Raw genomic sequence first — 14,856 nt, forward strand, 5'->3', positions numbered from 1 at the left:
TGACGGTGCCGGGACGGTAGGTCATCACCACGATGCGGTCGGCCATGTAGATCGCTTCTTCGATGCTGTGCGTGACGAAGATGATGGTCTTCTTCAGCTCGGCCCAGATGCGCAGCAGCTCGTCCTGCAGGTTGCGCCGGGTGAGGGCGTCCAGCGCGCCGAACGGCTCGTCCATCAGCATGATGGGCGAGTCCAGTGCCAGCACGCGGGCGATCGCCACGCGCTGGCGCATGCCGCCCGACAGGTCTTTCGGGAAGCGGTGGCGGAAGTCGCTCAGCGACAGCATGGCCAGCAGCTTCGACACGGTCTGGTCGATCTGGTCCTTGGACATGCCCTTGACTTCCAGGCCGAAGGCGATGTTCTTCTCCACAGTCATCCACGGGAACAGCGCATATTCCTGGAACACCATGCCGCGCTCGGGACCGGGGCCGGTCACGACCTGGCTGGCGGCGGTGATCTCGCCACTGGAGGGCAGCGAGAAGCCGGCGATGGCGTTCAGCAGTGTGGACTTGCCGCAGCCCGAAGGCCCCAGCAGGCAGACGAACTGGCCCTGCGGGATCTCCAGGTTGATGTCTTTCAGGGCGACCACTTCGCGGTCGGTGCTCTTGAATACCTTGTTCACGCCGCGCACGGCGATGTGGCTGAAGTTCTTTTCCATTTTGCTCATCTCAGTTCTCCAGGCCACGGTGCCAGCGCAGCAAATGATTGTTCAGTTTATTCATGCCGATGTCGATGAAGAGACCCAGCAGGCCGATGCTGATCATGCCGGCGATGATCTTGTCGGACCAGAAGTACTCGCGCGCTTCCAGGATGCGGAAGCCGAGGCCGTTGTTTACGGCGATCATCTCGGACACGATCACCACGATGAAAGCGGTACCGATGCCGATCCGCACGCCGGACAGGATGTAGGGCACGGCCGCCGGCAGCATCACGCGCACGAACATGGTGCGCTGGCTCACGCCGAGGTTGCGCGCGGCGCGGATGTAGATGCCGTCGACCTGGCGCACCCCGGCGATGGTGTTCATCAGCACCGGGAAGAAGGCGCCGATGGCGATCAGGAACACGGCCGGCGCGTTGCCCAGGCCGAACCACAGGATCGACAGCGGGATGTAGGCGATCGGCGGGATGGGGCGCAGCAGCTGCATCAGCGGGTTGAACCAGGAGTAGGCGCGCGGGCTGGAACCCATCATCAGGCCGAGCGGCAAGGCCAGGCCGGCGCCGACGGCGAAGCCGACCACCACCCGGTACATGCTGCCCAGCGTGTCCATCCACAGTTCGCCCGACATGGCCCACGACAGCCAGGACGAGGCGGCCGGGTCGTAGGCGGTCAGCGGCAGCGCGTATTCGATCAGTTTCTGCACCACCGCCACCGGCGACGGCAGCACCTGCGGATTGACCCAGCCCAGCATGGCGCTGGCTTGCCACAGCAGGACGACAACGGCGGGCACCACCAGCCCGGTGCCGATCTCATGCCAATTCAGTTTTTTCATGATGTCCCCGCTTTATTTGATGTTCAGGCTTTTCTTCGCTTCGTCCAGCAGGTCGGTCTTGACCCACTCGGTGGCCACCGGCGGCTTGCGCATCTTGCCCACGCCGGTCTTGGCCATCACGTCCGTGGTGATCTGGATGTGCTGGGCGGTCACGTCGTAGGAGTAGGGCGAGTTGCTGATGGCGTCCTGGAAGTCGTCGGCCGTGATCTGGTTCTTGAAGATCACTTCGCGCACATACTTCTCGGCGGTCGGCTTGCTGTCGATGAAGGTCTTGGTGGCCTGCACGAAGCAGTTCATGAACTTGGCGGCAGTTGCGCGGCGCTCCTTGTAGAACTTCTCGCTCATGACCATGGTGCGTACCGGCTCGCCGATCGGCGTGTCGTAAGGCTTCATCACTTCCACCCCGAAGCCCTTGTTGATGGCCTGCGACGATTGCGGTTCCGATTGCATGATGGCGTCCAGGTTCTTGCCGAGCAGGGCCTGGTTCAGGTCCGCGAACGCCAGGAAGATCAGCTGCACGTCCTTGCCCGGCTGGTCGGAGAAGGTGATGCCGGCCTGCTGCAGCTCGGCCGCCAGCAGCACCTCGTGGATGCCGCCGCGCGTGACGCCGACCTTCTTGCCCTTCAGGTCCTTGATGGATTTGATGCCGCCGTCGGGGCGCGCGACCAGGCGCGCGCCGCCTTTTGCGAAACCTGCCACCACGTAGATCGGGGCGCCGTTGGCGCGGCCCTGGATCGCCGCCTCGGAGGCGGTGGCGCCCACGTCCAGTTCACCGGCCAGGATGGCCTGCATCACGTCCGGGCCTTTGGCGAAGATGTGCTCTTCCACCTTGATGCCGCACTTGGGCGCGATCTCCTTGATGTACGACACGGCGCCGTAGTGCGCGAATTTGAGGTTGCCGAGGCGGACCACTTCCTGTGCGCTGGCGGTGGTTGCGGACGCTGCGAATGCGGCGGCGATGGCGAAGGGAATGGCGCGGATGATGTTCTTGCTGATGCTCATGTTCGTCTCCTGAACGGGTTTGTTGTAAGGAGCTAGTGAGCAGAAACCGTGCCACGCGGGCCGAAAAAGCCAAGTGCTTGATTTGATTCGTTTGGTGCGCTGCCGCATGGCGGAGCGCCGGGAGCTGGCTGGGCGTAAACCCGGAATCCTGGCCATGCCTTGTGCGGATTTCCGCCGCGCCGGTCCGGTCTACTACCTCAACCCTGCCAGCAGCGCGGCGGCTTGCGCGTCGTCTCGGTAAGGGTCTTGCGGCAGCGCGATGTCGGGCCGCAGCAGGCCGTCGCCGCGCACGCCCGCAGCGGAATGAAAACAGCCCGCGCGGGGCGGGCTGTACAAACTGCAGGGGCGGAAACCGCGGCGGATTACGTCGCCTTCGGCTCCGGCGTGCCGTAGCACGGATTAGGATCCGGCTCCACGCGGTAGTTGTCCACCATCTTGTAGCGCATCGCATACAGCGCGAAGGCGAGCGCGGTGAGCATGGCGAAGCCGGCGAAGAAGAACATCTGGAACGCGATCACGCTCAGGCCGCTGTTGGCGATATGGCCCAATACGGCTTCGTTCTTCACGCTGGAGTTCACGATCAGCACCCACAGGTTGCCGACAGTGACGGCCAGGGTCCAGAAGCTCATGATGGAACCCTTCATCGATGGCGGCGCCTGGCTGTAGGCGAATTCCAGGCCGGTGGCCGACACCAGCACTTCGCCCAGCGTCAGCAGCGCATACGGCAGCAGTTGCCACAGGATGGACATCGGCGTGCCGCCGTCCATCATCACCTGCACCCAGCCGATCACGATCCAGGACAGCGAGGAGATGGCGATGCCGGCGCCCATGCGGCGCAGCGCGGTCGGTTCGATGCCCATCTTGCGTATCATCGGGTAGACCACCAAATTGTTCAGCGGGATCAGCAGCATCACCAGCAGCGGATTCAGCGCCTGCATCTGCGCCGGCAGTACCTTGAACTCCCAGCCGAAGATCGACAGCAGGGGGCTGGTCATGGAGTTGGCCTGCACGATCCAGGTGGAGGCCTTCTGGTCGAACAGGGACCAGAACGGCGTCACCAGCGCGAACACCACCAGGATGCGCAGCACGGCGCGCACGCCTTCCACCGCTTCGTCCGGGTGCTGGCCGCGCGCGCGTTCCAGCTGCATGGCGGTGCCGACGCCGCCGAACGCCAGCAGCAGCACCAGCGCGAAGCAGGCCGAGATGACAAAGCCCCACCAGGGCGACATGCACAGCGACACCACCGCGCCAAGGGCGCCGATGACGGCGATGGCCAGGCCGGGACGCGATTGGCCGGGCAGCTTGGTCAGCAGCGCGGTGCGGGCCACGCGGGTGAACGAGTCCGGGCTGGGAGCGGCGGGCGGCACGTGCACGTAGCGCTTGCGGCCGAGGTAGAAGATGACGGTGGCGATCAGCATCAGGATGCCGGGGATGCCGAAGGCGATCGCCGGGCCCAGGTTCTTCAGGAACAGCGGCATCAGCAGCGAGGCGAAGAAGGAGCCGAAGTTGATCATCCAGTAGAAGGCGTCGTATACGGTCTTGGCGCGGTTCTTGTTGGTCTGGTCGAACTGGTCACCCACGAAGGCCGACACCAGCGGCTTGATGCCGCCCGCGCCGAAGGCGATCAGGAACAGGCCGAAATAGAAGCCCTGCAGATTGTCTTCAAATATGGCAAGGCAGGCGTGGCCGCAGACGTAGATGAGGCTCATCCAGAGGATGGTGTTGTACTTGCCGAAGTAGCGGTCGGAGATCCAGCCGCCCAGCAGGGGGAAGAAGTACACGCCGATCACGAAGGTGTGGAATACGTGCTTGGCCTCGCTCACGCGGTCTGCCATGGGCACGAACAGCAGCAGGGTGCTGATCAGGAATGGCGTGAGGATGTTGCGCATGCCGTAAAAGCTGAAGCGCTCGCATCCCTCGTTGGCGATGATGAACGGTATCTGCCGAGGCATCGGGCCGTTGCCCGTTTGTAGATCAGCTTGCGCCATTTTGTCTCCCTGGATTTAACTGATCGGGATGCTATGCCGAACCCACCGCCCTTGGCAACTGGTATATGCAAGTTGCTATACGATAAATATGTGCTTATCGATTGTAGTTTGACTACGTATCGAATTTTCGTGATTTCATTTATGTGATTGATTTTAAAGGAAATTGATGCGACTGGCTGCCATGCATTCCAATTGAAAAAAACAAAAACATCATGTATATTCTCTACAAATCTAACACTTGGATACCGACATGAGCAAACAATTGTCCCCGAACTGGTGGCGCGAAGCGATCATCTACCAGGTTTATCCGCGCAGCTTCAACGACAGCAACGGCGATGGCGTGGGCGACCTGCCCGGCATTACCGCCAAGCTGGACTACATCGCGCAGCTGGGCGTGGACATTGTCTGGATCTCGCCATTCTTCAAGTCGCCAATGAAGGACTTCGGCTACGACATTTCCGACTACTGCGACGTCGACCCGCTGTTCGGCACCCTGGCCGACTTCGACGCCCTGATCGCCAAGGCCCACAGCCTGGGCCTGAAGATCATGATCGACCAGGTGATGTCGCACACGGCCGAAGACCATCCGTGGTTCGCCGAAAGCCGCAAGAGCCGCGACAACCCGAAGGCCGACTGGTATGTCTGGTCCGACCCGGCCCCGGACGGCTGCCCGCCGAACAACTGGATGTCCGTGTTCGGCGGCTCGTCCTGGCAGTGGGACTCGCGCCGCAAGCAATACTATATGCACAATTTCCTGGTCAGCCAGCCGGACCTGAACTTCCACAACCCGGAAGTGCAGCAGGCGCACCTGGACGCGCTGCGGTTCTGGCTGGAGCGCGGCGTGGACGGCGTGCGCATGGACGCCTGCAATTTCCACTTCCACGACCGCCAGCTGCGCAGCAACCCGCCGGCGCTGGTGCGCGACACCTCCACCGTCACGGACGTGAACCCGTACGGCATGCAGGCCCACATCCACGACAAGACCCAGCCCGAGAACGTGGCCTTCCTGCAGAAGCTGCGCAAGCTGCTGGACGAATACGGCGCGGTCGCCATCGGCGAAGTGGGCGCCGACGATTCGCTGGCCGTGATGGCCGAATACACCGAGGGCGGCGACAAGCTGCACATGGCCTACAGTTTCAACTTGCTCACGCCGGTGTGCTCGGCCAGGCATATCCGCTCGCAGGTGGAGCAGTTCGGCGCGCGCGTGAAGGACGGCTGGGCCTCCTGGTCGGTGGGCAACCACGACTCCATCCGCGTGATGACGCGCTGGGGCGGCGACAACCCGTCGCCGGAAATGGCCAAGCTGGTGCTGGCCATGCAGCTGTCGCTGAAAGGCACGCCGTGCCTGTACCAGGGCGACGAGCTGGCCTTCACCGAAGCCGACGTGCCCTACGAGCTGCTGCAGGACCCTTACGGCATCACCTTCTGGCCGGAGTTCAAGGGCCGCGACGGCTGCCGCACTCCGATCGCGTGGAGCCAGGAAGCGCAAGGCGGCTTCACCAGCGGCAAGCCGTGGCTGCCGGTGGACGAGAAGCACATCGCCCGCGCCGCCTCGGTGCAGGAAGCCGACGCCGCCTCGCCGCTGGCGTTCGCGCGCAAGATCATCGCCTGGCGCCGCAGCATGCCGCAACTGACGCGCGGCGACGTGGTGTTCTTCGACACGCCGGAGCCGGTGCTGGCGCTGCGCCGCGACCTGGCGGGCGAGCGCAGCGTGCTGGCCGTGTTCAACCTGGGCAAGGAGCCGGCGACGCTCACCTTGCCGCAGGCGGCCGGCGCGGAAACGATTGCCGCTCCCGGCCTGCCGGGCGAGGCTGGCGCGGACGGCAGCGTGAAGCTGCCGGCCTACGGAGCCTGGTTCGGCTACGCGGCATAGCAAATGTAACGCCCGCGATGCGGGCGTTTGCTTTTATACATCGCGTATTTCGGGTATCCTTGCCGCCTTCTGGGGCGTAACTTCCCAACAAGACAAAATCGACGATGAGACAAGCTGAAGTTGACCAAAAATCCAGCCGCACCGCTTTCGCGGACGGTCCGCGCCTGCTGGCGGACATTGGCGCCACGCATGCGCGCTTCGCGCTGCAGACCGGCCCGTCCGAGTTCCGTGCCGTGCGCGTGCTCAAGTGCGACGACTTCACCGGCATCGTGCCGCTGCTGCGCACCTACCTGGCCGACCATGCCGACATCACGCTGAACCACGCCGCGCTGGCGGTGGCCAATCCGGTCAGCGGCGACTACGTGCGCATGACCAACCGCGACTGGGAATTCTCCACCGACGAAGTGCGGCGCGCCCTGGGCCTGCATACGCTGCTGGTGGTGAACGACTTCACTGCGCTGGCCATGTCGCTGCCGGGCCTGAAACCGGCGGACCTGATGCAGGTGGGCGGTGGCGCCCCGGCCAGCAATTCCGTGATCGGCGTGCTGGGTCCGGGCACTGGCTTGGGCGTGTCCGGCGTGATTCCGACGGTGGACGGTTTCGTCACCCTGGGGTCGGAAGGCGGCCACACCAACTTCGCGCCCGCCGACGAGCGCGAATACGCCATCCTGCAGTACGCGTGGCAAACCTGGCCGCACGTGTCGACTGAGCGCCTGATTTCCGGCCCCGGCATGGAGATCATCTACCGCGCCATCGCCAAGCGCAACGGCCGCAACGTGAAGGACCTGAACGCGCAGGAAATCATGGCCGGCGCGCTGACCGACAAGGACCCGTTGTGCCTGGAAGTGCTGGAGTGCTTCTGCGCCATGCTGGGCGGCGCGAGCGCCAACCTGGCGGTGACGCTGGGCGCCTTCGGCGGCATCTTCATCGGCGGCGGTATCGTGCCGCGCATGGGCGACTGGTTCGCCTCCTCGCCGTTCCGCGCGCGCTTCGAGGCCAAGGGCCGCTTCACTACCTATCTGTCCGAGATCCCGACCTACGTCATCACCACACCGAACCCGGCGTTCTACGGCGTGGCGACGATTTTGTCCGAACACCTGCGCGGCCGCAGCGGCGCCAACACGCTGATGGAGCGCGTGCAGCACCTGCAGCACGAGCTGACGCCCGCCGAGCAGCGCGTGGCGGCGCTGGTGCTGGAGCAGCCGCGCCTGGTGCTCAACGAACCCATCGCCGACATCGCGCGCCTGGCAGAGGTGAGCCAGCCGACCGTGATCCGCTTCTGCCGCTCGCTGGGCTTCTCCGGCCTGGCCGACTTCAAGCTGAAGTTCGCCAGCAGCCTGACCGGCGCCATTCCGGTGCGCCACAGCCAGGTGCGCGTTTCCGACAGCACGCACGACCTGAGCGCCAAGGTGATCGACAACACCGTGTCGGCCATCCTGAAGTTCCGCGACCAGCTGGACGTACGCTCGCTGGACAAGGCGATTGCGCTGGTGGCCAAGGCCAAGCGCATCGAATTCTTCGCCATGGGCAATTCGCGCGTGGTGGCGCTGGACGGCCAGCACAAGTTCTTCCGCTTCCGCATTCCGACGGCGGCCTACGGCGACTCGCACTTGTTCGTGCTGGCGGCAGGGCTGCTGAAGGCGGGCGACGTGGTGATCGCCATATCCAATTCCGGCAAGCTGCCGGAACTGCTGGACGCGGTGGACGCGGCGCGCGCCGCCGGTGCCGACGTGATCGCCATCACCAGCAGCCAGTCGCCGCTGGCCAAGCGCGCATCGGTGTGCCTGGCGGTGGACCATTCGGAAGACAGCACTACCTTCCTGTCGATGATCTCGCGCATCCTGCAGCTGCTGCTGATCGACATCCTGTCGGTGGGCATTTCGGTGGACGCGCAGAACGCCGAGCTGGTGCTGGAGCGCAAGGCGGGCGAGGGCGTCGAAGCCGACAGCCGCCGCCTGCTGATCTCGCACCTGGACAGCTGAGCAACGCTGCGCCGTCGGGCGGCTTGCCGCCCTTATTCGCTGGCCTGGCGCACCACCAGGTCCAGCAGCGCCTGGGCGCTCTGGATGGCTGACGAGGCGCGCGCGTCCTTGGCCAGGGTTTCGAACGTGCCTTGCGTGAAGTACAAGCCGTCCGAGGCCAGGAAGCCGATGCGCAGATGGCCGGGGCCAGGCGGCGGCGTGCGGCCGCGCGCGGCCAGCGTGGCCTGGCGCAGCGCCGGCTTGGCCGTTTCCACCAGTGCCTTGGCGCTGGCCGCCACTGCGTCCGGCGCGCCTTCAAACACGGCAAACTTGCCGGTCTGGTTGATGTAGCGCACGGTGCCGTCCGCATACGCGGCCAGCACGTCCAGGCCTTCCTCCAGCGGCACTTCCACGATCACACCCAGCAATTCGTGCGCAGGCACGGGATGGCCGTTCTCGCGCAGCCAGTTGCAGGCCAGGATGCGCACGCGGCTTTCCTCGTCGTGGTCTTCGGCGATGGTGCGCACCACGGAGGCGTCGGCCTGTTCGCCGAACAGCGCGGTTTCCGTGCCCTGCGGCTTGTAGAGCGAGGTTTCGTCGCAAAACAGCAGGTTGTAGATCAGGTTGAGCTCATCCTGCTTGTAGGGAGCGCTGAGAGCAGCGGGGCCGGCAGGCGCCGCTGAGGATTTTTTTCCAAAGAGGGCAAGTATTTTTTTGAACATGGGACGGGACAACGGGACAGAGCTTGCATGATACGGCAATGCGGGAAATCAGGTGGCACAAAAATAAACTTGAACTTCTTAAAAAACAGGTTAAGATATATCTTACTTCGATATATCTTATGGAGAATTTCATGTTCCACTTTTTCAAGGGTCCGCACCGTTTCCATCCTCATATGCACGGCCACGGCCACCATCGCGGCGGCGGCGGGCGCGGTCCCAAAATGTTCGATTCGGGCGCCATGCGCTACGTGGTGCTGCAGCTGATCGCGGAGAAGCCGCGCCACGGCTACGAAATCATCAAGGAGCTGGAGCAGCGCACCGGCGGCAGCTACTCGCCCAGCCCCGGCGCGATCTATCCGCTGATGGCCATGCTGTACGACATGGGCCACGTGTCGATCAGCCATGACGGCGCCAAGAAGCTGCACACCGTCACGCCCGACGGCCAGGCTTTCCTGGACGAGAACCGCCAGATGGTGGACGCCATGATGGCGCGCCTGAGCGAGCCGGCCGAGGCGGGCGGCGACCTGCGCTCGCTGATGCACGAACTGAAGGAAGCGGTGATCCGGCGCGCGCGCGACGGCTCGGCGAACGAAACACGGTTGCAGCATATCCGCGCTATCCTGCGCAAAGCTGCCGCCGACATCAACCAGCTCGATTGAACGGAAGCCTATGACCAATGTCTCCCCTGTAGCACCCCTGCCGCCTGTATCGCCGGTGTCGGCCACGCGCGAGCGCCTGATCCTGTGGCTGCTGGCGCTGACCCAGTTCACCGTCATCATGGATTTCATGGTGATGATGCCGCTGGCGCCGCAGCTGATGCAGGCGTTCGGCAAGACGCCCGCTGCCGTATCGGGCGCGGTGTCGGTGTATTCCTGGTGCGCCGGCTTGTCCGGCCTGCTGGCCATGACGTATATCGACCGTTTCGACCGCAAGCGTCTGCTGCTGACCATGTTCTTGCTGTTTACCGTCTCCAACCTGGCGTGCGCGCTGGCGCCCAATTTCCATGTGCTGGTACTGTCGCGCGCCTTCGCCGGCCTGACCGGCGGCGTGCTGGGCGCCATCTGCATGGCCATCATCGGCGACCTGGTGCCGCCTGAGCGGCGCGGCGCGGCCACCGGCATCGTCATGACCTCGTTCAGCCTGGCCGCCATTGCCGGCGTGCCGGCGGGCGTGATGATGTCGGCCCATTTCGGCTGGCAGTCGGCGTTCTATCTGCTGGTGGGTTTCTCGGTGCTGATCTGGTGCGTGGCGCTGCGCGCGCTGCCGGCGATGTCGGCGCACCTGAAGGCGGCGCCGGTGCCGCTGGCGCGCATCCTGCCCGAGCTGGCGGGCATGTTCCGCGTGCCGGCGCATTTGAAGGCCTTTGCGCTGTCGGGCATGACGATGATGTCCGGCATGCTGGTGATTCCCTTCATTTCGCCGGTGCTGGTGGCCAATTACGGCGTGCAGCCGGCCGAGATCACCTGGATCTACCTGGCCGGCGGGCTGGCCACGCTGTTCAGCGCGCGCCGCATCGGCGCCTGGGCCGACCGCGCCGGCAAGCAGCGCGTGTTCCGCGCCGTGGCGGCGTTTTCCATCCTGCCGCTGATGCTGATCACCCACTTGCCGCATGTGCCGCTGATCGGCATGGTGTTGATGTTCCCGTTCTTCATGACGGCGCTGTCGGGCCGCACTGTGCCGCTGCAGGCGCTGATGACGACGGTGCCGGATCCGGCGCGGCGCGGCGCCTTCCTGAGCGCCAATTCGGCGGTGCAGCAGATGGGGACGGGACTGGGCGCGTTCGTCGGCGGGCTCTGGCTGAGCACCGACGCGGCCGGGCATATTTCAGGCTACGGTTACAACGGCTGGGCCGCCGCCGCGCTGACGGTGATGGCGATATGGTGGATCAGCCGGGTGCACAGCGCAGCAGTGGCGGCGCCCGCCGCAGCGCGCTCCGCCGCGTAGGACGGTCGGGCGGGGAGGGCGGGTTAGCAGGGCGCGCCCTGCGTAAGCCGCCACGGCATCACTCGCCCGGGCCGCGACGCAGCAGCGGCTTCTTATCCTTGCGCCACTGCTCCAGCGTCATCGGTTCGCCGCTGACATCGTCGTCCACCAGGATCTCGCCGTCGGACTGCGCCACCAGGAAGCTTTCCCAGCGCTGCGCCGCGTCGCTGCTGTTCTCGACGAAGCTGAGCTGATAATACTGCTTGCCCTTCACGGTGCGCAGCTGCGCGTCGTACTCCATCAGCGCACCGCGCGCCTGGCCTTTCGATTCGGTCTCTATCCGGTCTGCCCACGCCTTCAGCTCCGGCAGCGCCATCAGCGCCGCCACCGCCTGCTCGCGGCTCAGCGCGCCCTTCGCGGATGCCGCTTGCACACCCGCTGCGCCTTGCCGCGGCGCACTTCCGGCATTGGCGGCTGCGGCCAGCGTGGCCGCCGGCGCGGCAGGCTGCGCCGGTTGCCGCTCCGAGTACAGGTAATAAGCACCCAGGCCAGCCGCCAGCAGCCCGGCCAGCGTCCCGGCAATCGCAGCAGTTTTGGAATTCGAAGAGCGCGGTGCCATGTCGATGCAGCCTTGTCATAGTATGAGTTGCGGCCATACTAAACCAAGCGCACCCGCGCAGCAACTTGCTTATTGACGGCTTCGGCGGCGGCGGAACAGGCCGATCAGGCCGAGGCCGAAGCCCATGGTGGCCAGGGTGGCCGGTTCGGGGACGGCGGTGACGGAGATGGCGTCCAGCGCGCCGCCCAGGCTGTCGCTGGCGCCCACGGCGGCGAACTTCAGCTCGCCGGCGCCGCCCAGGCCCACCAGGTTCATCTTGTAGACATTCCACGCGTTGCCCGCTCCGCCGTTGCCGGTGAAGATGCCCTTCGAAGCGCCATTCCAGAACACTTCGATGCCGTTCGACGCGGCTGCCACGCCTTCGCGCGGTGCGTAGGCGAAACTGAGGGCGTAGGTGCTGCCGGCCGAGGTGGCCAGCGTCTGGCTGATCCAGCTGTTGCCGGTGGTGTCCAGCTCCACGTAGCGCTGGCCGGCGTAGGCGTCGCCCGCGACGTGGTTGCGCACTTCCACGCCCAGCGCGCCCGCAGTCCAGCCCGCCAGGCTGCTGGTGATGGCCCAGGTGCCGCTGGCAACGGAACTGGTTTCAAAACCGCCATTGCTGACCATCTGGATGGTGGAGGCTTGGGCGCCGGCAGGGGCGAGGAAACAGGTGGCGAGGAGGAGGCGGAGCAGGCTGGCGGTCTTCATGGGCAGGATGTAGATAATTATCAAGAGGAAACAAGTGTTTCCTACAATGCATCGAGATTATAGCCCGGAATGACGCCGCCTGCACATTCCTTGTGCAAATAAAAAAACCCGCAAGGCGCGAGCCTTGCGGGTTTCTCAGCGATGAACCGGTGCGGTTCGGCGCGCTACGGCGATTACATCATGCCGTCCATGCCACCCATACCGCCCATGCCGCCCATGCCGCCGGCTGGCTTGTCTTCGTTGATTTCAGCAACCATGCAGTCGGTGGTCAGCATCAGGCCGGCGATCGACGCTGCGTTTTGCAGTGCCGAGCGGGTCACCTTGGCTGGGTCCAGCACGCCCATTTCAACCATGTCGCCGTAGGTACCGTTCGATGCGTTGTAGCCGTGGTTGCCGGAACCGGCCAGCACTGCCGCAACAACAACCGATGCTTCTTCGCCGGCGTTCTGCACGATCATGCGCAGTGGCTCTTCCATCGCGCGCAGAACGATCTTGATGCCAGCTTCCTGGTCAGGATTGTCGCCTTTGACGGTCAGAGCGGCACGGGCGCGCAGCAGGGCGACGCCGCCGCCTGGCACGATGCCTTCTTCAACCGCAGCGCGGGTGGCGTGCAGTGCATCTTCCACGCGGGCCTTCTTCTCTTTCATCTCAACTTCGGTGGCTGCACCGACCTTGATCACGGCAACGCCGCCAGCCAGCTTGGCGACGCGTTCTTGCAGTTTTTCACGGTCGTAGTCCGAGGTCGCTTCTTCGATCTGCACGCGGATCTGCTTGACGCGCGCTTCGATGTTGGAACCGTCGCCGGCGCCATCGATGACGATGGTGTTTTCCTTGCCCACTTCGATGCGCTTGGCCTGGCCCAGTTCTGCCAGGGTGATCTTTTCCAGGGTCAGGCCGATTTCTTCAGCAACCACCTGGCCGCCGGTCAGGACGGCGATGTCTTCCAGCATGGCTTTGCGGCGGTCGCCGAAGCCCGGGGCTTTCACTGCGCAGGTTTTCAGGATGCCGCGGATGTTGTTCACAACCAGGGTCGCCAGCGCTTCGCCTTCGATGTCTTCGGCGATGATCAGCAGCGGACGGCCAGCCTTGGCAACTTGTTCCAGTACCGGCAGCAGGTCGCGGATGTTGGAGATCTTCTTGTCGCACAGCAGGACGAATGGATTGTCCAGGATGGCAACTTGCTTCTCTTGGTTGTTGATGAAGTACGGCGACAGGTAGCCGCGGTCGAACTGCATACCTTCCACGATGTCCAGCTCGTCGTTCAGCGACTTGCCGTCTTCCACGGTGATGACGCCTTCCTTGCCCACTTTTTCCATCGCTTCAGCGATGCGCTCGCCGATCGAGTAGTCGGAGTTGGCCGAGATCGCGCCAACCTGGGCGATTTCCTTGGTGGTGGTGCATGGACGCGCCAGGATGGCGATCTGCTCGACGGTGGCAGCGACTGCCTTGTCGATGCCGCGCTTCAGGTCCATCGGGTTCATGCCGGCGGCAACGAACTTCATGCCTTCGCGCACGATCGCCTGGGCCAGCACGGTCGCGGTGGTGGTGCCGTCGCCGGCGTTGTCGCTGGTCTTGGAAGCAACTTCCTTGACCATTTGCGCGCCCATGTTCATCAGCTTGTCTTTCAGTTCGATCTCTTTAGCGACCGACACGCCGTCCTTGGTCACGGTAGGGGAGCCGAAAGAACGCTCCAGCACTACGTTGCGGCCCTTGGGACCCAGGGTGACTTTTACTGCGTTGGCGAGGATGTTTACGCCTTCAACCATCTTGGCGCGCGCTGCGTCGCCGAATACTACGTCTTTAGCTGCCATGTTCGGATTCTCCTGAAATTGCTTCTAAGTTATTTGTTTACAACAGCCATGATGTCTTCTTCGCGCATCACCAGCAGCTCGTCGCCGTCGACTTTGACAGCCTGGCCGGAATATTTGCCGAACAGAACGCGGTCGCCCACTTTCACTTCCAGCGGACGCACTTTGCCGTCGTCCAGCACTTTGCCATTGCCCACGGCCAGGACTTCGCCCTGGTCTGGTTTTTCGGCGGCTGCGTCAGGAATGATCAGGCCGGATGCGGTTTTGGTTTCCTGGTCGAGACGTTTGACGATGACGCGATCGTGCAAAGGGCGAAGGTTCATACAAAACTCCTTTATCAATGGTGGTAAGTACCGTGTGGTGCCGATGAGGCTGCGGCCGGCGCTTGCCAGGCCGCTGCCTCGGAAATCTTGTTAGCACTCTCGGCTAACGAGTGCCAATTATAGGGACGCTTATGCCCTATTTCAAGACAGGCATGAACTTATTTGATTGCCACCTATGGAAAACAGGGTCCAATGCCGCGCAAACCACACTCGGCTTTGCGCTGGCTCAAGCGTTATGCAATGGCATGAATAACAAGTTTTCATTTAAATCAAGCATGCCTAGACTGGAGGCGATAGCTCAATTGCGAGGAGGCCGTCCATGTTCAAGTCATTGTTAGCCGGCGTCGTGGCCGGCTGCCTGCTGGCCGCCGGCCCGCCGGCATCAGCGCAGGCCGGCGGGCCGGTGCTGCAGCAGCCGCGCGGCGCTGCGCGGCCGGCTTCCGGCATGCCGGCCGCGCCG

At 64.0% G+C, this 14,856-nt stretch carries 13 protein-coding genes; 4 read left to right on the forward strand and 9 right to left on the reverse strand.

Annotated elements, in window-relative coordinates; all coding sequences use genetic code 11:
* From AC6H42_RS31020 to AC6H42_RS31035, 4 genes are all read right to left on the reverse strand, one after another.
* The coding region (locus AC6H42_RS31020; protein WP_497549739.1) for an ABC transporter ATP-binding protein at nt 1–658 on the reverse strand (658 nt) is incomplete at its 3' end.
* 10 nt (nt 659–668) lie between these two features.
* A complete protein-coding gene (locus AC6H42_RS31025; protein ID WP_057157379.1) occupies nt 669–1,490 on the reverse strand; it encodes an ABC transporter permease in 822 nt (273 codons plus the stop codon).
* 12 nt (nt 1,491–1,502) lie between these two features.
* Nucleotides 1,503–2,492, reverse strand: a complete 990-nt coding sequence (locus tag AC6H42_RS31030) for an ABC transporter substrate-binding protein (RefSeq protein WP_497549737.1) — start codon at nt 2,490–2,492, stop codon at nt 1,503–1,505.
* 362 nt (nt 2,493–2,854) lie between these two features.
* Nucleotides 2,855–4,480, reverse strand: a complete 1,626-nt coding sequence (locus AC6H42_RS31035) for a POT-type proton-dependent oligopeptide transporter (protein WP_057157381.1) — start codon at nt 4,478–4,480, stop codon at nt 2,855–2,857.
* 250 nt (nt 4,481–4,730) lie between these two features.
* Here AC6H42_RS31035 and AC6H42_RS31040 point away from each other — a divergent pair, with 250 nt between their 5' ends.
* Nucleotides 4,731–6,353 (forward strand): alpha-glucosidase, encoded by a 1,623-nt coding sequence (locus tag AC6H42_RS31040; RefSeq protein WP_057157382.1) that lies wholly within the window; start codon nt 4,731–4,733, stop codon nt 6,351–6,353.
* Nucleotides 6,354–6,457: 104 nt separating this feature from the next.
* Nucleotides 6,458–8,335 (forward strand): glucokinase, encoded by a 1,878-nt coding sequence (locus tag AC6H42_RS31045; protein WP_057157383.1) that lies wholly within the window; start codon nt 6,458–6,460, stop codon nt 8,333–8,335.
* 32 nt (nt 8,336–8,367) lie between these two features.
* Here the strand turns inward: AC6H42_RS31045 and AC6H42_RS31050 are convergent, their stop codons facing one another.
* Entirely contained in the window at nt 8,368–9,036 is a 669-nt protein-coding gene (locus tag AC6H42_RS31050; RefSeq protein ID WP_057157384.1) for a hypothetical protein, read from the reverse strand.
* A 131-nt stretch (nt 9,037–9,167) separates the two neighbouring features.
* Between AC6H42_RS31050 and AC6H42_RS31055 the strand changes: the two genes are divergently transcribed.
* On the forward strand, nt 9,168–9,695 hold the full coding sequence (locus tag AC6H42_RS31055; protein ID WP_229418312.1) for a PadR family transcriptional regulator: 528 nt from the start codon (nt 9,168–9,170) through the stop codon (nt 9,693–9,695).
* A gap of 10 nt (nt 9,696–9,705) precedes the next feature.
* Nucleotides 9,706–10,980 (forward strand): MFS transporter, encoded by a 1,275-nt coding sequence (locus AC6H42_RS31060; protein ID WP_057157386.1) that lies wholly within the window; start codon nt 9,706–9,708, stop codon nt 10,978–10,980.
* A gap of 58 nt (nt 10,981–11,038) precedes the next feature.
* Here the strand turns inward: AC6H42_RS31060 and AC6H42_RS31065 are convergent, their stop codons facing one another.
* From AC6H42_RS31065 to groES, 4 genes are all read right to left on the reverse strand, one after another.
* On the reverse strand, nt 11,039–11,578 hold the full coding sequence (locus AC6H42_RS31065; protein WP_082552093.1) for a hypothetical protein: 540 nt from the start codon (nt 11,576–11,578) through the stop codon (nt 11,039–11,041).
* A 69-nt stretch (nt 11,579–11,647) separates the two neighbouring features.
* A complete protein-coding gene (locus AC6H42_RS31070; RefSeq protein ID WP_057157387.1) occupies nt 11,648–12,289 on the reverse strand; it encodes a PEP-CTERM sorting domain-containing protein in 642 nt (213 codons plus the stop codon).
* A 149-nt stretch (nt 12,290–12,438) separates the two neighbouring features.
* Nucleotides 12,439–14,076 carry a chaperonin GroEL gene (groL, locus tag AC6H42_RS31075; protein WP_497549738.1) on the reverse strand — a complete coding sequence of 546 codons (1,638 nt, stop codon included), beginning with the start codon at nt 14,074–14,076 and terminating at the stop codon, nt 12,439–12,441.
* Nucleotides 14,077–14,105: 29 nt separating this feature from the next.
* Nucleotides 14,106–14,396, reverse strand: a complete 291-nt coding sequence (gene groES / locus AC6H42_RS31080; protein WP_056393686.1) for a co-chaperone GroES — start codon at nt 14,394–14,396, stop codon at nt 14,106–14,108.
* Between the last annotated feature and the right edge of the window lie 460 nt (nt 14,397–14,856).

This window comes from Massilia sp. NBRC 108631, from assembly GCF_059704565.1.